Origin of the sequence: Dongia soli (assembly GCF_034044715.1) — a bacterium.
Classification (GTDB): domain Bacteria; phylum Pseudomonadota; class Alphaproteobacteria; order Dongiales; family Dongiaceae; genus Dongia_B; species Dongia_B soli.
The window spans coordinates 20,893-43,007 of sequence record NZ_JAXCLW010000010.1; the positions used below are offsets into that span (position 1 = coordinate 20,893).

Consider the following 22,115-nt stretch of genomic DNA (forward strand, 5'->3'; position numbering starts at 1 on the left):
GTTGAGGCTTTTTGACACCGCCCATGACGGTGTCACGAGTGAGGTGACTCAGCTGTCGTCATACTGCTCCCGTGCTATTTACTCGACATGCACGGTGACATCATAACCGAGTGATCTCAGGGCCTTTGAGGTGCGTCCGTTCCTTGGGGGAAACTGGTCAGGCAGGGCCCAACCAACTATTTCACCGAGAGCGCTGATGCCGAGCCCGTCAATTTTCCAGGGGAGGTTATGCCAAGCCACAGTCGCTGCGGCAATTCTTCGCTTGCGCCGCCATATAGGACGTATCTCAGCAAATCTCTTACACTCGCCCCACTCGACGATTTGTCGTTCCAGATTCGATTTGAAAGTGCTGCGAGCTTTTCAGAAATGTTGTAACGCGTGCCGTTGTCTGGAAGCCCTACTGTCCGGTTCGGAACGCGGCGGGCACAATCCCTCACTGCATGTACACCGGCGCAGATCTTTTCAAACAGCTCGTCATTGATCAGGTCCAAACTCTCCTCCTTTAATGCCGACCGCAACGCAGGAGCCGTATTGTCAACATCTCCGCTTCAAGAGACGGCGCGTGCGGCAGCTCTCTCCACCATTGGATCGCTTCCGCCAATGCGGTGTCGCGACGGCCCTTATTTTCCTCATAAAAGGCTACATAATTGGCCTTCCGACCATCGAACGTGCGCTGGTAGTAAGGTGCATGAAGGAACTGGTCAGCCTGAGCTCCTGCTGGGGCCGGGGGTTTACCCAGTGGGGACGGTTTTCATCCAGGCTCACGATTGCGGCGATACTGCGGAGGTCCTGCAGTGTTGAATGCCATTCTTCGAGAAAAGCCTTGTGCTTGCGATCCTGAGCAGTCTTCGGTGCAGTGTGAATCAGGCCGGGCCAAGTCTTAAAGCTCGGGCTTGCCCAGAAGTTCTTCGAACTGGGCGATGTCGCATTCAATGCCAGCTCTCGGCTGCGCATTTCCTTAACCGCCTCTTCAGTCAGTGGTGTTGAATAAGCGTCAAGTGTCGCGAACAACTGCAGAAGGTCGCCCGCCATTTCGTCAGTAATTTCGTTCTCAGGAAAGAAGCATCCTGCTTCCACGTTACTATACCAGGCCCGATCCGTCAGATTTGCAGATCCAATATAGACGCCGGCGCCACGCCACCAGATGACCTTGGCATGATGATGCTGTACCAGCCGGCAGACATAGTTCGACGATCTCCTGTTCAGGAAATCACTTAAGATCGCAACGCTTACCGCTACCCTATCGTCCAATCGGCCGTAGAATTTGATTGGGATGCGATTCTCCCAACACCAATCGAACAAAAGCCGGCTGTCGCTGGCGTAGGCGACGGCGGCAAGAACTTCGTTGGTTTCAGAAGCGCAGTTTCCGGTAATGTTCTGAAGATAGTACCCGTTTATTCCGCCCATTATGAGGCGCATTCAGTCGTTTCCCCTTTTGTATAAGCCCTCGTTATCGGACCAGGCCAGGACTCTTGTTCAACCGTTGACGCCGAAGCGCTTTTTTTCCAGCGGTTAAATTCAGATGGCAGCAGTGCAATGAGTTCGCCGGGCGTCATCACTTCAGGATCGAAGGTGAGCTCAAACTGTCTTAGAACCAGTCCGAACCTGCGGGCGCTGCCCTTTCCACTGCCAGCCACACCCTTTTTCGGTCGTCCCGTCGTTTCATCGAAATAGAGCCTATTCGCGGCCGCAATCACCGGCCCGCTGCCAAGAAGCTGCTGGCGTCCGCTGAATTGTTCAAGGATTTCGCCATGTGTGCTGAGGGGATGTGTCGTTTCCCGGGGCGAGATGAGAAGGAGTTTCGCGAGCTCTTTTTGCGCGCGGACCAGCTGCCACGGGGCTCTGACCGCGTGGCGGTAATAATGCCGGTAGTCTTTGCTGAGGATATAGCGGTATTCCTTATCGGGATCGCGTGTACCTGAGCTTCCGGCCGGGCAGATCGCATCGAACCATCTGAGGGCGGCTGCCGACCATAATCCCTGGTCATGGGCGATCGACGCGGCCGGCAGAGGACTGAAGAGCTCCACGAGGTAGCAGCCGAATTCATAACGGTCGCTGAAGTTGCTCCGCTCTGCGGGAGGGACGCCGGCCACTGCCTCCGCCGTTTCGGGATTTGACAGCAGGTCGAGAGGTGCGGGCCCGGCAGCACCGGCCAGCAGGTATTCCCTGAACCGGTTGATGCCGAGGTCATTGAGTTTTTTAAACGGCTCAGGCATCCCGCGCCTCCTTTTCACTCATCGCTTTAATACTGCCGATGAAGTCGTGACCCCCGCAGAAGCCGCGTATAACCTCATCGATCCACTCCGCCGCTGCCTCGTCCGGCAGATCGGCCGGATTGTCCGGGATGTTGAATTTCTCGCGGATGTGGTCAAGCCATTGTGCCTGCCAGCTGTCGTCTTCCTCGGATTCATGTGCGAGCTGCTCCAGCACAATCCGCAGCGCCGCTGGCAGAACAAGTGCCTGCCCGAAGGCGTTTCCGAGGATGCGGGCGCTCACACCGGAAATACGGTTGTTGAGCATGAGCTTCGGACCGTCTTCACTGAAATCGACTTTCCAGATCTCGTGCCCGAGGTCCCGCTCGATAACCGGCAGAATGCCGCGCCGTCCTTCCTGATCACCTGCTTCCCGCGGGCTGACGCGCTCGGCACTGCCGAGAAGCCGGCCGTGACTGCTCTCCCTGTCAATGACCTTGACCCTGAAAAGAACGGAGCTGTCGTGATCGATTTCATCAAGGACAAGGACGGAAGGAACATTCAGGTTGCCAATTGTGCCGCAGGGAAACCGCATCCCGGAAGACCGGTAATAGGCTTCGAGGGCGACCGCCGCATGCGGCGGAAAGCCAAGGTCATCGAGCCGGAGAGCTGCTGTTGCTTTGAGCGGTTGGCCGGGCGCCGTCTCCGCCAACCTGATATTGATTCTGTCGTGACCGATACGTTTGCGCCCGGTCGAATTAATTCGTCTCTTTACGCCGCTCATGCCTGTGCCCTCGCATCAACGACAATATCCCTGTTCTCATCGAACCCGGCTGCCTCGAGCCGGAAATTGCTGTCTGCTGCCTCGAGAACGAGAACATTCTTCGCCTTTTCCGCAACGGTGGCGCCCGCCGGGGAAAGGCTGATGTCGCCTTTCGTGAAATCAAAATCGAACGGGCTGTGGCGCTTGAAGGGATCAGCGCCGATAATGTCGTAGGCGACCCTGATCCGGATATTGCGCGGATAGGTCCAGGCCGCCGCCCCGGGGCCGGCGGTCAGCTCAAATCCGCCTTTCTGCGGTTTGATGATAATCGCCTTCTGACGCGGCGGCAGCTGGAGCCGCGCCGGCGGCGTTTTCCTGCGGCTGACCCGCGCCGGCTTCGTCTTGTCCGGGAGTGAGAAGAAATCGATCAGCGCGTCGGGATCTTCTCTTTCGATGCGTTCGGCGATCAGATCGTAGAAATGACGCAGACTGTGCCGGACAGCTGCCAGCACCGGAGCAGGATTGCGCCAGTTCTTTTCCAGCTTTTCTGCGTGGGAGTTCCAGGCTGTGTGCGCCGGGTTTTCCGCGTCACCGAGGAATGCGGCAACTGCCGGGTCGCGGGCGACGAGGGCGCCATAGGCAGGTGAACCCTGAAAATATCTGCGTTCGCCGACCAGTGTAATCGGCCCCCTGGCAAAGAGAGCAAAAGATTGCGCATTTTCCGGCAGCATTTTCAGGAAGAGATCGAAGTAAGACGAGGGCTTGCTTCCGTCGCGATTGCTCAGCTGCACCGGTATCCGGGCATGAATCATCTCGCCTGCGGCGAAACGCGACTTCAGACTCTTCAGGGTTTCCGGGTCGAAAACGCTTTGTTCCAGGCCGTCCTTGCCCACCGGCTTTGCTGCTGTGAGATCGGGGGAGGTTTTCAGCTTTTCACTTACCGCTTCAACAAAAGCGAACGGAATGCCGGCACCTGCGGCGGGCAGTCCCGCAGCAATCTGATGGAATGACTTCTTGTCGATGACCGTGTCGCCGACTTCGGCAACAAGGCGCCCGTCGAGAATCTGGAAATAGTAGTTGTTAATGACGCCCGCAATCACTGCCGCTTCATTGATACCGTCATGAACATAAGGAATGACAACCGACAGCCCGGTCTGATTTTCGCGGACAAAGCCGAGGAGGGTGCGGAGCCGGGCGATGACACCGGCATCGGTGACGGGCAGCTGGAGGCCTTTGGGGGTACTGTTTGCGAACCAGAAGCCATGGGCGGGAAAGCGCTCACCGTCTATCTCATGCACGGACAGCACAGCCTGCGCCATCGCCAGAGGGCCGTTGTCACCGTCGCGCAGGGTCAGGCCGAAGAACGTCCGGATCCTTGATGAGGACGAGAAAACCAGCTTGCCGAGGCCCCACCGGCCGCCGGCCTGCCCGCCCTTGGCAGATCTGCCGTGCCGCCGCCAGAAGTTCGTAAAATTGCCTTTATCGAATGCATCATAATTTCCGGTCAGGCCTGTCGTATTAAAATCCTCGATGACGAGGATACGGGCGACCTGCTGGTCAAAAGGACTGCAGTCGAGATTGCAGCTCTGCAGGTGTTTCGTCAGCCCGCCGAACAGCTCCCGGAGTTCCCCGGCCGCCTTGTTCTCGAGTGTCCTGAAACTGAACCGTACTTTGACCTGCTGGTTCTCGCGGGCGGCATCCGATGAGTTCTGGATGACTTCCCGGACCAGGGCATCGGCAAGGCCGACGTCGTCGTTGTTGAACTGATCCCGCTGGGTCGGTTCCGTTTCGACGTCCGAATCACGCAGCGCCTCAAAATTCCAGCGCGGCTGCACCGCTGACATCCCGTTCGTCATTCGTCCCCCAGTCTGAATTCATTCTCCCCGCTGCCGGCACCTTCGCTGAAGCGTGCCCTCGCAGTTTCCAGCTCCTTTGTCAGCACACGGAAGATCTTCCTGATATCGCCTTCCGTAAAGCTGTATGCCGCCTTATTGGAGAGATTCCCAATCAGCCGGATATCTTTAATTGTCTTGTTGACCCGGGCCTCCGCCAGTTCGACAAATTTTTTCCGCTTGTCCCGCATCAAGCCTTTTCCTGATTTTCACACCATATGCTGCATGTATTTGTCACATTTGTTTTTTTGACAACATATTTTTTAAATATTTTTGAAATCTTCCGGAAGTGTACCCGAATCCCACGCCTTATTAGTGTTGCCGAGGCTGGACGGCCGGAATTTCTGGTAAAGCGCCCGGGGAGGTGCCGGCAGCTCATTCCCTCAATATCCAGGAAATATCAGTGGTGCACTTTGCATCAGAAATGCATAAGCTGGATGCAGCCAACATATGGGAATCACACCATGTCAGCCGTTGCTCCGAAGAAATCCGTCCGGACGTCGGTTCTTCTGCCCGAAGATGCGCATGCGCGCATCCAGGCGCTGGCCGATGCCAATCATATCTCCGCGGCCTGGGTCATCCGCGCCGCTGTTTTGCGATTTCTGGAAGAACACGGCGATCAGGAGGAGCTGCCGCTTCGGCTGCCGAAGGTGACGCGCGGAGGCCGCCAGTGAAGACCTCGGCGATAAAGGAAAAGATTGCGCGCATCCGTGCCGGTGGCAAGCCGCGGGTATTGGATCTCTTTTCAGGTTGTGGTGGTCTGTCGCTGGGGTTCCAGGCTGCCGGTTTTGAAGCGCGTGCTGCCGTTGAATTCGATCCGGAAGCAGCGCGTTCGCACGGCCTCAATTTCCATGGCGGCGACAAGCGCCACAGCGTCGCCCGGGACATTATCGAAACGCATCCTGAGGATCTTGTTGCAGAGCTTGACCTCGGACCCGTGGAGCGGGCGATCGACGTGATTGTGGGCGGCCCGCCCTGTCAGGCCTTTGCCCGTGTGGGCCGGCCGAAACTGCGCGAGATCGATGCTCATCCCCAGGCTTTCAAGCATGATCCCCGGGCGCGGCTCTATCAGGAATATCTCCGCTATGTGGAGGCGTTCCAGCCGGTTGCCGTGCTGATGGAAAACGTGCCCGACGTGCTTAATCACGGGGGTCAGAATATCGCTGAAGAGATCAGCGAGGTCCTCGAAGACAAGGGCTATGTCTGCGGCTATACGCTGCTCAATGCTGCTTTCTACGGTGTGCCGCAGATGCGCGAGCGGATGTTCCTGATCGCCTACCGTCGCGAACTGGAGCAGGCAGTTGTTTTTCCCGAGCCCAGCCACTGGCTTGTCCTGCCGCCGGGTTATGAGGGGACGCGCGCAGTTGCCCTCAAAGTCCTGAACGGCCTGTTCTCGCAGGCTCATGACTATCACGAGCCGCCGGAAGCAAAGCCGCTGCTGCCGGCAGCAGTCACCGCTGAGCAGGCGCTCGGTGATCTTCCGCCGATCTATGCCCAGGCTGAACTGGAGGCCGGAAACCTTAAGCGGGGTGCCCGGCGGATGGATGAAATCATTCCATACGACCGTCGCCGGAAAATATCGGATTATGCGCGCTTGATGCGCACCTGGCCGGGATTTGAAGCGCCGGAGGAGGGGTTGCGTGATCACGTCATCCGGTACCTGCCGCGGGATTATCAGCTGTTTGCCCGCCTCAACCCGGGAGACCAGTATCCGCAGGCCTATCAGCATGCGCTCGATCTTCTGGCCGAAGAAGTCGCGAAGCGCCGCCGGAAAGGTGAGACGTTGCGTGAGAGCTCGGCTGCATACGAGAAGCTGCAGAAAGCGATCGTGCCGCCCTATGATGTCAGCAAGTTCCCGAACAAATGGCGCAAGATGTGGCGCGATCAGCCGGCGCGCACGCTGATGGCGCATCTCGGGAAAGACAGTTACAGTCATATCCACTATGACAGCGAGCAGGCGCGGACAATCTCCGTGCGTGAAGCCGCCCGTCTTCAGTCTTTTCCAGACGGATTTGCTTTTTGCGGAACGATGAATCCCTCATTCCGTCAGATCGGCAACGCGGTTCCACCACTGATGGCCAGGGCGCTCGCAGAAAAAATGATGGAGGCCCTGAAGGCCACGAGAAAGCAGGAGCAGCATGTCGGGGGCAGAGCGGCAGCAGCAGTTTGAAGCTGCGATAACTATTCGTCCGGAAATCAGCGATGATGCAATCATTGCTTCGGGCTTCGGATTCTCTAACAGCGCCCGCATCATCGAGGGCGGTCTGTTCGCGTGCACAAACAACATGGAAGCATACTCGGCGAGGTTGGCGGCCGATCCGACCAGTGGCGCCAGCCAGATTGCCCTCGTCAGTGTTTTGACCTTTCCCCCGGAAGAAGAGGTCTATTTTGCCGTATTGGTGGACACTGAGGTCGGTGCGGTAAATCGTGGGCTGGTCAAACTTTTCCATGAAGGCGAAGAGCGGATTAAAGAAAATCTGGCCGCAGGGAAGAAGGGCGGGCGGATAAATAATAATGTTAAATTCTATGTCACTGACGAAGGTACTGTGTACTTTCAGAATGACGGGTTTTTGAATTCGCTAAAGCTGAGCCCTGGTAATGAGCCTCTTGACTCCGATTGTATGGCGAAGGTCGACTCATTCTTCTTTGCAATCTGGCCACCCGCTGTTTCGGCCCGGAAGAGCCTGCTGGCTCGTGAATTCGTCGGATACCTCGGTGGTCTGATCGGGCGCGACAGAGTGCATGAAATACGGGTCTGGCAGGATGCATCGGCCGCCAGTCCGGAAATGCAACGCGCGCCGAATTCAATGGCGGTAAGCGATATTGAGAAAGCGGTTGCGGATCTAGGCGGCCACTATCCGGCCGGCGAGGTTGCGCGTTACCACGCAGCGCTAAATTTTCTGGCGCAAAAGCATTTCGTAATTCTCACCGGCCTCTCAGGGACCGGCAAGACTCAGCTTGCATTGAATTATGCGCGAGCCGTACACGGGATCACCACGGCCGACAAGCCGGACCCGTTCCTTTTTATCTGCCCGGTGCGCCCAGAATGGACGGACCCAACGGGCCTCACCGGTTATCCCGATGTGCTCTCCAATCGCTACATTGTACCCCCTTTTCTTGAAGCTGTTCTGTTAGCGACAGCGCACCGGGACTCACCCGTTTTCGTAATTCTCGACGAGATGAATCTGGCACGCGTCGAATATTACTTTTCGGACGTTCTCTCCTGCATAGAAACAGGGGCGAGTCTGCAGCTTCATTCCAACAGTGTTCCGCTGGAAGGCTCGAACGGAATCGCCATTCCGGCAGCCCTCCCGCTACCGTCCAATCTCTATATTACTGGAACGATCAACGTCGATGAGACGACGAATTCGGTCAGCGACAAGGTGCTAGATCGCGCCATCGTAATTGATATGTCGAATGTCGATTTGGAAGGCTTTATCAGCGGACTGAAAGGCCGGGAGTCGGACCTTGCACCATCATGTGCTGATTGTAGTCCATATCTTCTGACGGCATATGCGACGATGGCAGCGCATGGATTTGGTTTTGGCTATCGGGTTGCGGAAGAAGTCCTGCGCTACCATGCCTTTGCACGGACGCACCTCAAAATGGCTGCTGCCCAAATCATTGATGACCTCATGGTGCAAAAGGTCTTATTGAAACTCCGTGGCGGCGAAAGGCAACGACCCCTGCTGACGGGACTTCTCAAAGCGTTGGGCGGTCTTCCACGGTCCGCCGAATTCCTCAACCGGCTCTTGTCTGACCTCGATGAATTCGGGTCGTTCCAGGCGGGCAGGTGATTCCGGGAATGGCTACCCTGTTTATGCGCAGCGAGACGTCCGGTGCTTACTGGCAGATCTGGCCGCAGCAGGCGCCCGTCGAGCCGGGAACGGTGCATGAAACGGGAAGTTATGTCTTTGAGTTGCATGGCGATGGCGTAGCGGCCGACGCAGACCTCCTGATTGACGAGGTCAGGCTGGAGGCACTCAGGTCAAAGCCGCCCGCTGCTGTGCGTTGGCGCTGGCAGCCTGGTTTTCACGCCGGCACGGTTCAGGCGGAACTCCGGATGCCGGGAATGGGGCCCCGGCGGTTTGAGGTCATTACTGATCCTGACCGGCGGAAGCTCTCCCGGGATGACTTCGACGTCATGCTCAGAGAAATTCTTAACGATACCTTTGCCCTCTTTTCCCTGAGCAGCTTCCGGAAGTCTGTTGCACGCGGCAGTGGTTCGAGACCACCCGCCCTCGCACGGTTAGAGTTTTTGCGGTCACGTATCGATGAACTCGAGGAGGCCGTCGCTGCAATTGCCCGGCGGCCGCGGCACGCACTGGCGGGAGATGAGATAATTCTTCCCTATCACCGGGCTTCACGCGCAACCGGGCCGGATATTCTCCGCTCCCTGCGATCGGGGAGAGTTCTCAGGGAAGCTGACGGTGTCACCGGGTTACCTTCGTCACTGCACGGCTTTCTTCCTGCCCGTATCAGAACCCGTCGGCGTGTAAGCTCGCTGGATCTGCCGGAGCACCGGCAGATGGCAGCATGCCTGCAGTCCTGGGCCTCCTGGCTCGGGGTGGCTGCTGACCTGCTCGAACGCAATCTGCCGGTGGATGACGACGAAGGGTGTAACAACCGCATGTCCTGGTCATCGAGGTGTCGGCAGCTGGCACGCCGCGTCGGTTCATTACGCGCTTCGCCCCTCTTCGCAGAAGCCGGCGATGCCGAGCCGCGCCTCACGATGTCACCGGTCTTTCGTAACGATCCGCTTTACGGCCGGTTTTACCGGATCTGGCAGGATATCGAACGTGGCATTGCTGCGGTGTTCGGCGACTTTCTGGACCTGCCGCTCGCGCGCACCTTTGAACTATACGAGCTGTGGTGCTTCCTGCGTCTCATCCACGCGGCAATTGCAGAGTTTGGTTCCGACAGCGTTAACATCGGAAAGCTGTTCAGCACGGACACCTCTGGAGGCGTCACGGTTAAGGCCACAGCTATCACGATCGGTACGGGAAGCGGTTGGAAGATCAGTTTTCAGCGGCAGTACCGGGAGTTCTGGCTTGAGCCCGAGAAGCGGGGCTCTTACAGCCGGACAATGATTCCCGACATCGTCATGACCCGGGAAGAGTCCGGGGGCGATCCGGGGCAGCTCATCGTGCTCGATGCAAAGTACCGTATTAATGAGAACTTGAATGACGCTCTGAGTTCGATTCACATGTATCGCGACGCACTGGTCGGAGAAATGGCCGGCGGAGAGACGAGCGGCATTGTCAGGGCTGCCTATCTTCTGACGCCTCATGTGCCGCTGCTTCAGACCGGCTATCGCGAGACGCCCTTGCCGGGGCGCCTGTTCCACCCCCTTTACCGGGGAGCTTTCCGGTTTGGCGCGGTTACGCTGAAGCCCGGCACGCCGCTTCCGGAAATACAGTCTGCCCTCAGGTCAATTATCGCGGATGCCGGAGCAGAGGCGTGACGGACGTTCTCACTCCTGCTCAGCGCCGTCTCAACATGCAGCGCATCAGGGGAAGAGATACAGCGCCGGAAATGACGTTGCGGCGCTTGCTCCACGCGGGGGGATTTCGCTACCGTCTCCATGACAAGAAACTGCCCGGCCGGCCTGACTTGGTGTTTTCACGCTTCGGGGTGGCGATGTTTGTGCACGGATGCTTCTGGCATGGGCACGGCTGCCCTAATTTCAAGCTCCCGGTGACGAGGCGTGAGTTCTGGGAAATGAAAATTGCGGGGAATAAAGCCCGCGATAAACGTACCTGCAGTGCTCTGTTGGATGCCGGATGGCGTATTCTGACTGTATGGGAATGCAGCCTTAAGGGGCCGGGACGTCTTACTGCTGAATCAATTGCCCGTCAGTGTGAGAGGTTTATTTCCGGCCGGCAGCAGGAGCTGGAGATATCCGGAAACCGGATGGCCAGCGGACCTGAGAAGCAGACAGGCGCCAGGCAGAAGGAGCCGACCTGATGACGGGGGCAGAAAGATGTCGGGGGTCAGCTCCTTCTGAATCTGTCCAGCGCTGTGAGTCGCTGCACGTGAACATCGACGTCGCGACGGTAGATTTCCGTGCGCAGGAAATGCAGCTCAGATTCACGCATGTTCTCTGAGACCTCGGTCCACCAGCACCGTGGTCTTCCATCAGATCCATCGCTCCATCGGTATCCGCGGGCTTTCAGTATATCTTTCAGATCAAAGGGGCTGTTCTCGGCCCAGATTCTGTATTTTGAAAGAGATGCCGCTTCCAGCAGGCGCGCAAATCCATTCCCGGGATAGTCAGGTACCGGCGTGGCAAGAACTTCCAGCAGAGCCAGGCAGTCATCAACTGCGCGGTGGCCGCGGTGAAACCATCCCAACTGGCCGAGGAGGTAGCCCAGTTTGGCACCCTCAAATCCGAGCTCGGACCAGGAGATTTCGCTGAACGAGCAGGCCCAGGCTTTATGTTGGAATTCCGGTGAGAGACTTTCACAGAAGGGACGGTCGAAGCGCGCGTTATGTGCGATGACGAGATCCGCTTGCGTGACTATAGCTGCCACTGCGTCATCATTGAGCGACTTTCCTGCAACCATTTCGGCTGTGATTCCCGTGAGCTCTGTAATGGTCGGGCTGATCGGCACAGACGGCTCACGAAGAGAGCTATAGGTGTCGATGACATCGCCAATCCGACCGTCATCGGTGTATGTGACGGCGACAATTGCAAGTTCAATGACTTCATCCTTGCTGTGATCAAGTCCGGTAGTTTCAACGTCCACAATAACGGCAATTTTCTCCGTCACGGCTGGTGCCCGACGGACAATCGGGCGCGGCGCCAACTGACGAAGCACCCGATACCGGCCCGACGCTTCAAGCTGACGCACCCAGCCTTCATACACTTCGTCCCGCGAAACAGGGTTCTGGGCTGCCTGATGGCGTCCGGATACGGGCTTGACTTTCATGCCTTTACGAAGCGGCGCTTCAGAAGCGTCTATGTCATTGAAGAGATCAGTCTGGTCTTTCATGGTCCAATGCATAGTGCAAAGTTAAGCTCAGATCGCCATAACATAACTTCTGGGACACCAGCCGGGCAATGTATCGCTCAAACTTAATGCTTCTTAATCTGAATTGATCCCTCATAGTCCATTTATGAAATTTGAACGGCCGGTTCCTTGATTCGTTTAGGCAATCTGGAGAAGCAGGCCATGCCGCGTCGGAAGGTTAGAAAATCACGCACTCCGGACATTCAGTATTACGTCGTTGAAATTGCGTCCTGGGACTGGGGATTCAGTTTCGGGATAGAAACAAGCAAGCATTTCCCTGGACCGTTCTCAAACTATCGCCATCTGGAAATCAGAGGTCGCATCCTACGACCAAAGAAGCTGAAGCCGGAAGAGGTCTCTCTGACTTTCCTGCCATCCGCGTCATACAATCCGGATGCTCAGGTGTTCGACAACCCAACACAGGTTGGCACCCTCAATATCTACGGCGGGTTGCTTCAGGGCTTAATTTCAATGCCAGCAGATGCTCTTACACAGATCCTTCTGATGCTGACGGCGAAGCACTTTAAATATATTATTCTGAATGGAACGGGCATGCGATATCGCCAAGCGCAGATCCTTCATTACAGGCTCGACAGTAAGTTTGACAATGATGATCTTCCGGCGGACGCCTAGCGCCTCGGGGATGGTCGTACGTCCGGACCACATATAACCTGCGTCGTCGCTTGGGATCGTCTATTTTTGAAGTCTGACTGCGGCGCAGGGACTGAAAACAGTATGGGCTCTTCGATAGAGGTTGCATCATGAAGCTGTCGCGCAGAGAACTGTATGAGCTGGTATGGTCAAAGCCGGTTGAAAAGGTCGCCGAAGATTTTGGAATCTCCGGCGGTGGGCTTGCTAAAATATGTGAGCGCCATCGCATACCAAGCCCGCCGCACGGCTATTGGGCAAGACTTGCCGCCGGTCAAAGCGTTAAGAAGGCGATTTTGCGCGATGTAAGCGACCCGTTATTCGACAGGGTTGTCATCGAATCCACGATTGCAGGGCTTTCAGAAGAGACTCAAAGTATCATCCGCGAGGCCAAGGCAGAGGAAGCCGTCCGGCAACGTGAAAGTCCACCGGTCAGCAATCTCCCTGAAGTGCAAGTGGCGCAGAATATACACAGGTCAATAGATCTGACAGCTAGGCTGTTGCGGAAAGGAAAGGCAGACGCCTCTGGAACAATTAGCGCTGTCGGAGCAGGACTATGCGGCATCGTTATCCACGGTGACCGGGTAGAGAGAACTGTCAGTATTCTTAACGCACTGGCTATTGCGCTGGAGACAGACGGGCTTGATCTCCAGGCAGATGGCGGGCGGATGAAAGTGATTGTTGGTGCGGACGAGGTTGCTTTCACGCTGACCGAGCTGATAAAGCGCGAGGCGCACTCGCCTACCGAAAAGGAACTGGCTCTCTATGAGAAGCAACAGGCTCAGCGCAAGCGGGCTGCTGATCGCCAGGACTGGGGTCTGCACTTGTCACTGCCTTACGGGAAGCCTTGGCCGGAATTCGACCGCGTTCACACGGGGAAGCTCGTGTTTTCTATCGAGAGCTGGGCTCGGGGATTGAGGAAAACCTGGGCGGATGGCAAAACCCAGGCAGTTGAAGCGATGCTCGAAGATATTGTCGCCGGCATCAAGGCCACACTTGCCAACGAAAAGAGCGAGCGCGAGCGTCGCGAGGAAGACACCCGGATCCGCGCAAAAATGGCGCATCGGCGCGATCTTTCGAAGAAGCGGAAAGAGCGCGAGGAGCAGCGTACCGCATATCTTTCGCAGCTGTTGCAAAGGCGGCGGCAGGCCTCGGAGGTGAGGGACTGGCTGGCATCCCTACCAAGCGACGTAGAGAATGAGCAGTCTGGTGAAGCCAGACGTATGCGCATTTGGGTGCAGGAGCGCTTAGCGGATATTGAAGCGCATATAAACTTACAGAAGGCAATTAACGGCCCGGACGAGAAATCTCTCTTTCCGGAGACAGATGATTTGCATGATCCCCTGGGAGAGCCGGCGGAGCCGCAAGGGGACTTTTGGCAGTACAATACCTAGCTCGTACGGAAGAGCTTTGGTAGCTAGGACAGTCCGACTAAATCCTGGATGTTCTCCGCTTGGCTTTCTGATCCGCCAAGTTTCAGACCCATGCTGTGTGCGATATGGCCCGCCGCACGTTCTGAAAGCTGTCTAATATCCGCTTTGTGAGTTTGACTGCCGGCATCTTCTTTCTCGTAAGTGCCAATTCAGGGAAGCATCGGGAAAGCAAGCGGAAGCGAATAATGGCGCATTTTTGACAAAAGGAGCGTGAATCATTGCACTCAGGCGTGCTGAATATATAACTTATTACAGTATATTATCGAGATAAATCGCATTCGGGCAAGCATGGGAAATAGCCTAAAAACGCCCTCCGAAGGTCAAAAGTCTCCGAAGCGCGAAGTCGTCAATTCAGATTGGGTAGCCCTAAATCTTTATCAGCGGTAAGCGAAACTGTCTGTGGTTTCTGGCCCCCGCAACCAACAAAAGGCCCCGTTCGAAAGAGCGGGGCTTGTCTGCTTCCTGAGGCCGGATGTCCTTGAGCTCAGCGGTTCCAAGCTGGTTCTTGAGGATATTAGCAAGCACCACAGTTGAAGTCGTTCCGGCCAATCTGCGCCGTCTGAGCTTCGGTTAGCTGCCGCCTTGGCTGCTCGAACGACTGAAGGGTCTGAACGTCGTCGCAGGTTAAACCATTTGCCGCCGCGAGTTCGTGGAAAGGGCAATCGGTCCAACTTTCGCTGTATCTGTCGTAATGCCCGCTCTGCCCGCAGCCTAGAACATTACGGCAGGCCGACATTCGCGGCACAATCTGGACCTCTAAAGCGTCGCTTGGCTCAAGATCAGTTGTCCCATTGGTATTGGCTGCACGCCAGCCACACCCTTCTTCGTCGCGGTCAGGAAGTCGTAGAAATAGGCGAAGAGCACGGGCGTCTCATCGAGCAGCAGGTTCTGGATCTCGCCGGCGATCGTACGCTGCGAGTCCAGATCCAGCGATGCGATGTACTTGGCGACCAGCTTGTCGTACTCGGGATTCTTGAAGTGCGCCGCGTTCCAGGTTCCGTCACTTTTCAGCGGCGCCGACAGGAACACGTTTGGTACGCCGCGATGGCCGTAGTCGGTGATGCCCATGTCTGAATCAAGCCACGGTGACTTGCCGTAGACCGCATCACCATAGTAGGCGCCCTGATCGAGCTGGTCGATATTGATCTTGCCGCCGATCTCCTTCACGGCGTTCTGGATCAGGACAGCGTATTCGGGGATCTCGAGATACTTCTCGACCGTGAGCGTCGCCTCGAATCCCTTCATTCCGGCTGCTTCCAGCAGCTGCTTAGCTTCCGCGATGTTCTTCTCGCGCTGCTTGACGTTCGGATCGGTGGATGGATAGGCATGCGCGAACGGGCTGTCGTTGCCGATCTTGGCCTTGCCCTTCATCAGGCCCTGCACGATCTTCGGCCGGTCGAGGCACAGTGCGATGGCGCGGCGCACGCGCTTGTCCTCGAAGGGTGCCTTGTCGGTGCGCATGTGCACCTGCTGGTGCGCCGTCGAGGGCATCGCAATGATGTCGACATGGGGATCCTTGAGCAGCCCGACGCCCTGCAAGACTGGAATCTGCTGGATGATGTCGATCTGGCCGCCCTGCAGCGCGAGGATCTGCGGTTGGTAGTCGCTGTAGAAGCCGATCTCGACTCGATCGGGCAGCGCCTTGGATCCCCAATAACTGTCATTGCGGACGAAGGAGGCACCGACCTTTGGTGTGTATTTCTCAAGCTTGAACGGACCGGTGCCGTTCATGTTCTGCTCGAAGTCACCCTTGTAGTCGGCGGGGAGGATCACCGCGTTGTAGTTGTCGGTCGAGACGATGTAGGGGAAGTTGCCATTGGCGGCGTCCAGGTGGAACTCAACTGTGTAGTCGTCGACCTTGCGCGTGCCGCCTTTGGAGAGCGTACTGGTCAAGGCCGACAGTGCATTCGACCCGTTCTCCGGGTCGGCGAGCCGGTCGAAGGTGGCGACCACGTCGTCGGCGTTCATGGTCTTGCCGCTATGGAACTTGACCCCCTGGCGCAGCTTGAAGGTCCACACCGTGCCGTCATTGTTGGGCGACCAGCTCTCGGCGAGCAACGGCCTTGCCGTCAGATCGCCGCCGGTCAACACAAGGGTTTCGGCAACTTGCGACATCACCGTTATGCCACCGCCATCGGCGATCTTCAGGGGGTCGATCGCGGCCGCGGGAACTATCTGGCCCACTCGGATCGTACCGCCTGGCGATGCGGCGCGGGCGCTACGCGACATCGCCGACAAACCAGATAAACCAACCGTTGAAGCGGCACGTACGAGGACTGGCAAACCTAAACCTAGAACTGATCCATGTCGTATAAATTCGCGCCGGCTGACACGACCGGCAACCAATCCATCGATTAGGTGATTTTCCAGCGCGCTGCATCTCTGGCGTAAGCTGTCCAGTAACCTTCGGTTTATCGTCATTGCTACCTCCCATACCCGCTCTTGTAGAATGCTCCCGCCTTTCCTCTTAGGCGATGTCGCCTCTCCGACCTGGTTTCGCGAGAGTTCCTCCCTGGGCCTGCAGAGTGGGTCCGCGGCTCCCGCTGTTACTGCGACCTGAGCGTAAGCTGACCTATTCACCGGTACTCAGCTCGTCGACCATTCGGTTTCCCTGGGCTCACTCCTGAAGTGCGATCACGTAGAGTGAGAGAACTCTCTAGCGGGTCGGGTCATTGGATCGTGTAGCAACACTGGGCACGGTGAACTGAAAGCTCGACCCGTGCGGCTCACGTGGCGATGTCCAAAAGCGTCCTTTGTGAGCCTCGATAATCGTTCGGCAGACAGAGAGTCCCATACCCATGCCATTGGACTTTGTTGTAAAGAAAGGATCAAAGATTCGACCGATTATTTGAGGGTTCATGCCGGGACCGGTGTCATGTACTGCGACAAGAAGATGGTCCTTATCAACCGGTTCGGACGATATTTCGAGGACCCTCGGCCGGTCGATGACCGTGCTCATTGCTTCAATGCCATTCATGATCAGGTTAAGAATAACTTGCTGCAGCTGTACTCGGTCCCCAAGCATCATGCGATCACCAGTTCGCAGCGCAGTGCGCAGCTCTATATTGTGCCGCTGTCGCTCAATGCGAGTGAGTATCAGCACTTCTTCGATAGCGTCATTGATATCCACCTTGGAGATATTTGGCTCGTTTTTCTGGACTAGCGCCCTGAGGCCTCGGATCACATCCGCTGCACGTTGAGCGTCGCTGGCAATGCGCGTTATCGCATCCCGCGCCTTCAGCAGATCAGGTTTTTCCCTACTGAGCGAGCGAATTGAATTGCCCGCATTAACCACGATTGCGCCGAGAGGCTGGTTTATCTCATGCGCAATCGAAGCCACGAGTTCGCCCATTGTCGAAAGTCGCGTAACACGAGCAAGCTCCGATTGAGCATCTCTTAGCGCCACCTCAGCCTGCCTGCGCTCTGTAATATCTCTGGTGGTCCCGATGAACTCCACGAAGTTGCTTGCGGTGTCAATTACCGTACGGCCCGCGCAATGGACGTATCTAATACGCCCATCGCTTAGGACGATCCTACATTCCTTCTCGAAGTCGGCCCTCGCCTGGCATGCCGACCTGACTGTCTCCTCGAATGCGGACCTATCATCAGGATGGATTTGAGCAAAGAAAAGTTCGAAAGAAGGCTTCGCCTTTTCTCGATCGAGTCCCAAGATGCGGTAGTGTTCTAAGGACCAGGCTACTTCGTCAGTGAAGGGGTCCCACGCCCAGCTGCCTGTCTCAGTCATCCGTTGGGCTTCAACTAAGAGAGCTTCACTCCGCCGCAATCCATCATAGAGTCGCGCGTTCTCGAGGGAGATCGCGGCCTGTGACAGCACAAGTTCAATTACACCGGCACGAGACTTAGTGAAAACTCCGGGCGCCAGATTGTTTTCAAGGTAGAGCAGGCCGATCAGCTGACCTTGCTTTAAGAGGGGGAGACAAAGCACCGATCGAGGCCGCTGCCGCTGTATATATGCGTCCGCTGTAAAGACGCCGGATTGCACGGCATCCTCGAGATTGATGCCCCTACGGGTACGCATTACGGTGTGCAGAACAGAGAGCGGTAGGTCCGCCGGAGTTTTTGGCGGCTTCTGCAGCGTGACCTGGACTGCGTCTTCTCTGGTGTTGGCCGTGGCCGCGGTCCTCAACTCACCATCGTGGAGAAGGATGAGTGTTCCCCGTTCGGCACAAGCGTGCTCGAGCGAGATGGTCATGAGCGTCTCAATGAGACGCTCAAACAAAATCTCACCGGCAACTGCCCGTGAGGCCTTAACAACCGTGGCGAGGTCTAGTTGTTCGACCGGAGCATCGATCGTCGTGTTCGCCTTCGGCGAGATTAGTTCCGCGCGAAGGTGAGGGTACCTTTGCTCGAGCTGCAGGACCTTGCCACCAGCTCCCCACCGAAGGTAGCAATATCTTGCGTGCTGAAGGTGAGCATTTGCCTCATGGCGAAGGTTACGCGAAGACGCGAATCTCGCGGCAAGTTCGTGAGCAATGGCCTCATCCTGGACAAAGCCATGGTCGCGCGCCAGCGTAATTGCCTCTTCATAGAGCCGAGTAGCATCCGAGTGCCGGCCTTCTATGCGCGCAATCTCTGCGTCTAGCAGAATGGCGCGACTTGCGAACGTGGATGGGCAGGTCCGAGCCCAAATGGCGATCTGTTCGCGATGAGTTCTCAGGGCTGCAATGCAATCGCGGCAATGATCGGCTGAGACGGTGCTAGAATACGCCGCCCAGGCCAACGCAGAGTGGAAGTGATACTGGGCTAGATCAAAGCGGGTAGGGAAGGTCCAGATCAGAGGCGCAAGCTTTTGTGAAGCCGCTACGGCAGACAGGGGGTCGTTCGAGTACACTCCTTCCGCCAACCTTCGGAACCAATAAGCGCACGCCGAGAAGGCCAACGGAGTCTCGCTACGTAGGTCTTTCTCGAAACGGCGGTCGGCGAAAGTTTCGTCGTGTAAAAGGTCACGATCCAGTGTCACTCCACGAAGGGTCTGGATTAGGACGAGATGTTCTTTGGTCTGCTCGCTGATAATGCGGAGACGAGCATTCTGAGCAAACTGGAGACATTGCTCCGCCTCGCGTTGGACATCCTCGAGTGGATGCGCTAAGGCCAGGCGATGTGCAATGATGATGGCGAAGCTGTATGCTGCATAAACGTAGTCGCCGGCAGCTTGCGCCGCATCAAAGGCGCGCCGCGCAAATGCCAGACAGGCGGTCAATTCCTGCGTCCAATGCGCGACGTGCGCTGCGAGTACGAAATAGACACGCGCCTTGTAGCGGTCGAGGCCGCGCTTCTCGACAAGATCTACGCCAAGCCGGGCGAAGCGGAAGCCGATCTGATAGTCTCCGATATAAGTGCTTACGACGGCGCCGAATCGGACATATGCAAGGCTTGAACCGTCGGTGTTCCCATGCTCCAGGCTAAGAGCCACGATCCGGCAGACGATCTCGCGAAAGAGATCCACGTTGGTATACAGAGCTGGCACCGCCAGTTCGGTGAGAACGTCGATGATGGCCCGTTTTTCGGGATCGACTGCGAGAGGTAAATCGATTAGGTCTTCAATCGACTCGGGCCTTAGTTGGCCTAGTAGGCGAAGATACTCGCGCCGAACGCCAGCGTCGGTAACGGACGCCGACCAATTGCGATCAACGTGCCGCAGGAAGTCAATGCCAACCTTGATGGCGTTCTCTGCTTGATCAAGGTTGGTGTAGAGATTGATACGCACACAGGCAACGGCAGCGCCGTCGACAAGCGTGCGGGCGCGGGCTCCCAGCGTAGAGAGTCGCTTCTCCGATCGTGCAACCTCACCGGTAAGATACTCACATTCACCGAAGTTCAACTCGAGCTCGAAGCTGAGACGATAACACTGTTCCCAACCATTTTTTGGTAGAAGCGTGCGGCCGGCTGCGAGATACTCCAGCGCTGCGGCGTAAGCGCTTGCCATCTTGGCGCGTTTGCCGGCAAGGAGATTGAGCTCCGCGAGCTGCTCGCGCTCTTGCGCCGTCGTGATCAACCCTGCAGCGCGATCGAACTGATTTACGATATCGAAAATCTTCTCTTGAATCTCGTCAGGTGACGTGCGCTTTGCGAGCAGACGACCAATCCGTAAGTGCATAGTGGCGCGTTCGGACGCTGGTAACAGCTCATAGGCAGACTGACGAATACGATCATGAGCGAATGTATAGGTGTCGTCGGAGTGGAGGACGAAACCGGCGAGAACTGCTTCCCAAAGCGCGAGGTCCGCCGCAGTTTTCTCTTTCTCCTGCAACGCAGCGAGGGTGGCCGCGTCGGCAGCAGGTCCGAGACAGGCTAGTATGCCCAGAGTCTTCTGCGTGTCGGGCGGAAGCTGGCCCAACTTGGCGGCCATCAACTCCGCTACGTTGTCGGTAAATCCTTTCGCACGGATTCCGGAAACGTCCCAAATCCACGCGCCCTCTGCGGCGTCGAAGGTTAGGAGCTTGTCGTTTGCAAGCGTCGTGATGAAGTGAGCCGTAAAGAAGGGATTGCCGCCGGTCTTCTCGAATACAAGTCCAGCGATAGGGGCGACACGCTCCGGCTTGCTGTGCAGGGCGTCCGCGAGCAGCTGACATACCTGTTCGGGCGGAAGCGGATCCAAGCGGATATCCTGTACGATCTCTCCAGCATGGCGGAGCCGAGAAAGCATTCGCGCAAGCGGATGCAAGGGTTTGACTTCATTCTCCCGATACGCACCCACCAGCAATAAGTATTTTAGCTCAGGGTGGGCGATCAGGTGTTCGATGAGATCCGCAGTTGCTGAGTCCAGCCACTGAAGATCATCGAGGAATAGAACGAGGGGGTGCTTCGGCCGAGCAAACACGCCAAGAAAGCGACGCACCGTCGTCTGAAACCGCGCCTGATGATCCTGCGGCGGCAGCTCGGGCGGGGATGGTTGATTGCCGATTACGAGAGCGAGTTCGGGAACGAGATTTACGAGAAGCTGCCCGTTTGGACCGAGCGCCTCCAGCAACGCATCTCGCCACTCGTCCATTTGCGCAGCGGAAGCGCCAAGAATCTGATGGACAAGGCTCTGGAAGGCTTGCCCCAGCGTTCCGTAGGGAATGCCGCGTTTATATTGATCGAACTTGCCGGTGCCAAAGAGACCACGGCGCGGCACCAGGACCTTGTGCAACTCATTCACAAGAGACGATTTCCCAACGCCTGAATAACCGGATACGAGCAGGAAGGCCGACCTGCCATCGAGAGCTACCCGATCGAAGGACGCGAGCAGAGTGCCAATCTCAGCGTCACGGCCATACAAACGCTCCGGTATTACAAGTCGGCTGGGAGTATCGTGAAGCCCAAGAGGAAACTGGTCGACACGTCGGTGCATCTCCCACTGCAGCAAACAGCGCCGGAGATCCGCTACCAACCCATCGGCAGTCTGATATCTGTCCTCGGCGTTCTTCGCCAGGAGCTTCATCACGACCGATGATAACTGAAGCGGAACTGCTGGATACCTCTGGCTAAGCTCCAGCGGCTGGCGTGCGATATGGCAATGCACCCATCCCATCGGATCGTCGGCAGTAAAGGGAAGGGCTCCAGCCAGCATTTCATAGAACGTAACGCCCAGCGCGTAGAGATCACTGCGGGAGTCGATCGCGCGATTCATGCGGCCTGTCTGTTCTGGCGCCATATAGGCGAACGTCCCTGAGATCTTGTCGGGAGGATCTGGTGCTTGACGCTCGCGCGGTTGACGGGATGCGATGCTGAATCCCGTGAGCCACGTCGCACAGGTCTCCGTTTCGACCAGCACGTTCGACGGCTTAATGTCCTTGTGAATTAGCCCTCGCTCATGCATGCGGGCTACTGCGGATGCCAGTGAAATCGCGATACGCAGGAACTGCGATGTCTCGAGCGGCCTTCCAAGGAGGCCGGTGAGTGGTTCACCGCCCGGATCTTCAAGGACAAGTGCCACCCGCCCCTCGTACTCCGTAAGTTCGAGAGGCAGAGCAGCCCACTCCGACTCTAACGTTGACCGAAATGCAAGTTCATGCTCGAAGCGCCGCAGCAATTCTAGCGGCTGGCGGCTGACGTTAGAGACCACCAGAATACGAGACAGGTCTCCAGCGGAGCCCCGATAAAGTGCAAGCTCCTCTTGCCACAAGGTAGTGAATCTGTATTTCGAAAGATCGGTCACGAGCGGTCTCTCG

16 protein-coding genes are annotated in these 22,115 nt (G+C 56.9%); 7 read left to right on the top strand and 9 right to left on the bottom strand.

Translation table 11 applies throughout. From position 1 onward, the window contains the following. Positions 1 to 176: 176 nt before the first annotated feature. The 6 genes from SMD27_RS21490 to SMD27_RS21515 form a co-directional block, all read right to left on the bottom strand. The gene (locus SMD27_RS21490; RefSeq protein ID WP_320510501.1) at positions 177 to 491 is read right to left on the bottom strand and encodes a hypothetical protein; all 315 of its coding nucleotides are present in this window, start codon (positions 489 to 491) and stop codon (positions 177 to 179) included. Positions 492 to 639: 148 nt separating this feature from the next. Next, the gene (locus tag SMD27_RS21495; protein WP_320510502.1) at positions 640 to 1,419 is read right to left on the bottom strand and encodes a phospholipase D family protein; all 780 of its coding nucleotides are present in this window, start codon (positions 1,417 to 1,419) and stop codon (positions 640 to 642) included. Beyond that, the gene (locus SMD27_RS21500) at positions 1,407 to 2,216 is read right to left on the bottom strand and encodes a hypothetical protein (protein ID WP_320510503.1); all 810 of its coding nucleotides are present in this window, start codon (positions 2,214 to 2,216) and stop codon (positions 1,407 to 1,409) included. The genes SMD27_RS21495 and SMD27_RS21500 overlap by 13 nt, the downstream gene beginning before the upstream one ends. Beyond that, entirely contained in the window at positions 2,209 to 2,976 is a 768-nt protein-coding gene (locus SMD27_RS21505; RefSeq protein WP_320510504.1) for a hypothetical protein, read from the bottom strand. Before SMD27_RS21505 ends, SMD27_RS21500 begins: the two co-directional genes overlap by 8 nt. After that, positions 2,973 to 4,811, bottom strand: a complete 1,839-nt coding sequence (locus tag SMD27_RS21510) for a hypothetical protein (protein WP_320510505.1) — start codon at positions 4,809 to 4,811, stop codon at positions 2,973 to 2,975. Before SMD27_RS21510 ends, SMD27_RS21505 begins: the two co-directional genes overlap by 4 nt. After that, entirely contained in the window at positions 4,808 to 5,038 is a 231-nt protein-coding gene (locus SMD27_RS21515) for a hypothetical protein (RefSeq protein WP_320510506.1), read from the bottom strand. Before SMD27_RS21515 ends, SMD27_RS21510 begins: the two co-directional genes overlap by 4 nt. 273 nt (positions 5,039 to 5,311) lie before the next feature. Here SMD27_RS21515 and SMD27_RS21520 point away from each other — a divergent pair, with 273 nt between their 5' ends. Genes SMD27_RS21520 through SMD27_RS21540 form a run of 5 tightly spaced genes read left to right on the top strand, consistent with a single transcriptional unit; the run spans position 5,312 to position 10,814 of the window. After that, on the top strand, positions 5,312 to 5,521 hold the full coding sequence (locus tag SMD27_RS21520; protein WP_320510507.1) for a CopG family transcriptional regulator: 210 nt from the start codon (positions 5,312 to 5,314) through the stop codon (positions 5,519 to 5,521). Beyond that, complete coding sequence (locus SMD27_RS21525) at positions 5,518 to 7,017, top strand: DNA cytosine methyltransferase (protein ID WP_320510508.1); 1,500 nt, start codon at positions 5,518 to 5,520, stop codon at positions 7,015 to 7,017. Before SMD27_RS21520 ends, SMD27_RS21525 begins: the two co-directional genes overlap by 4 nt. Further along, entirely contained in the window at positions 6,986 to 8,644 is a 1,659-nt protein-coding gene (locus SMD27_RS21530; protein ID WP_320510509.1) for an McrB family protein, read from the top strand. Before SMD27_RS21525 ends, SMD27_RS21530 begins: the two co-directional genes overlap by 32 nt. A gap of 8 nt (positions 8,645 to 8,652) precedes the next feature. Next, entirely contained in the window at positions 8,653 to 10,311 is a 1,659-nt protein-coding gene (locus tag SMD27_RS21535) for a DUF2357 domain-containing protein (protein WP_320510510.1), read from the top strand. Next, positions 10,308 to 10,814, top strand: coding sequence for a very short patch repair endonuclease (locus SMD27_RS21540; protein ID WP_320510511.1), 507 nt, complete (start codon positions 10,308 to 10,310; stop codon positions 10,812 to 10,814). Before SMD27_RS21535 ends, SMD27_RS21540 begins: the two co-directional genes overlap by 4 nt. Positions 10,815 to 10,840: 26 nt before the next feature. On the opposite strand, the gene SMD27_RS21545 is transcribed toward SMD27_RS21540, so the two are convergent. Beyond that, a complete protein-coding gene (locus SMD27_RS21545) occupies positions 10,841 to 11,842 on the bottom strand; it encodes a 3'-5' exonuclease (protein WP_320510512.1) in 1,002 nt (333 codons plus the stop codon). Positions 11,843 to 12,022: 180 nt separating this feature from the next. Between SMD27_RS21545 and SMD27_RS21550 the strand changes: the two genes are divergently transcribed. Both SMD27_RS21550 and SMD27_RS21555 read left to right on the top strand, forming a co-directional pair. Beyond that, a complete protein-coding gene (locus SMD27_RS21550; RefSeq protein ID WP_320510513.1) occupies positions 12,023 to 12,493 on the top strand; it encodes a hypothetical protein in 471 nt (156 codons plus the stop codon). A 128-nt stretch (positions 12,494 to 12,621) separates the two neighbouring features. After that, on the top strand, positions 12,622 to 13,902 hold the full coding sequence (locus tag SMD27_RS21555) for a hypothetical protein (RefSeq protein WP_320510514.1): 1,281 nt from the start codon (positions 12,622 to 12,624) through the stop codon (positions 13,900 to 13,902). 795 nt (positions 13,903 to 14,697) lie between these two features. Here SMD27_RS21555 and SMD27_RS21560 read toward each other — a convergent pair. Beyond that, positions 14,698 to 16,170 (bottom strand): ABC transporter substrate-binding protein, encoded by a 1,473-nt coding sequence (locus SMD27_RS21560; protein WP_320510515.1) that lies wholly within the window; start codon positions 16,168 to 16,170, stop codon positions 14,698 to 14,700. A gap of 427 nt (positions 16,171 to 16,597) precedes the next feature. Continuing rightward, positions 16,598 to 22,102 carry a trifunctional serine/threonine-protein kinase/ATP-binding protein/sensor histidine kinase gene (locus tag SMD27_RS21565; RefSeq protein WP_320510516.1) on the bottom strand — a complete coding sequence of 1,835 codons (5,505 nt, stop codon included), beginning with the start codon at positions 22,100 to 22,102 and terminating at the stop codon, positions 16,598 to 16,600. Positions 22,103 to 22,115 lie beyond the last annotated feature (13 nt).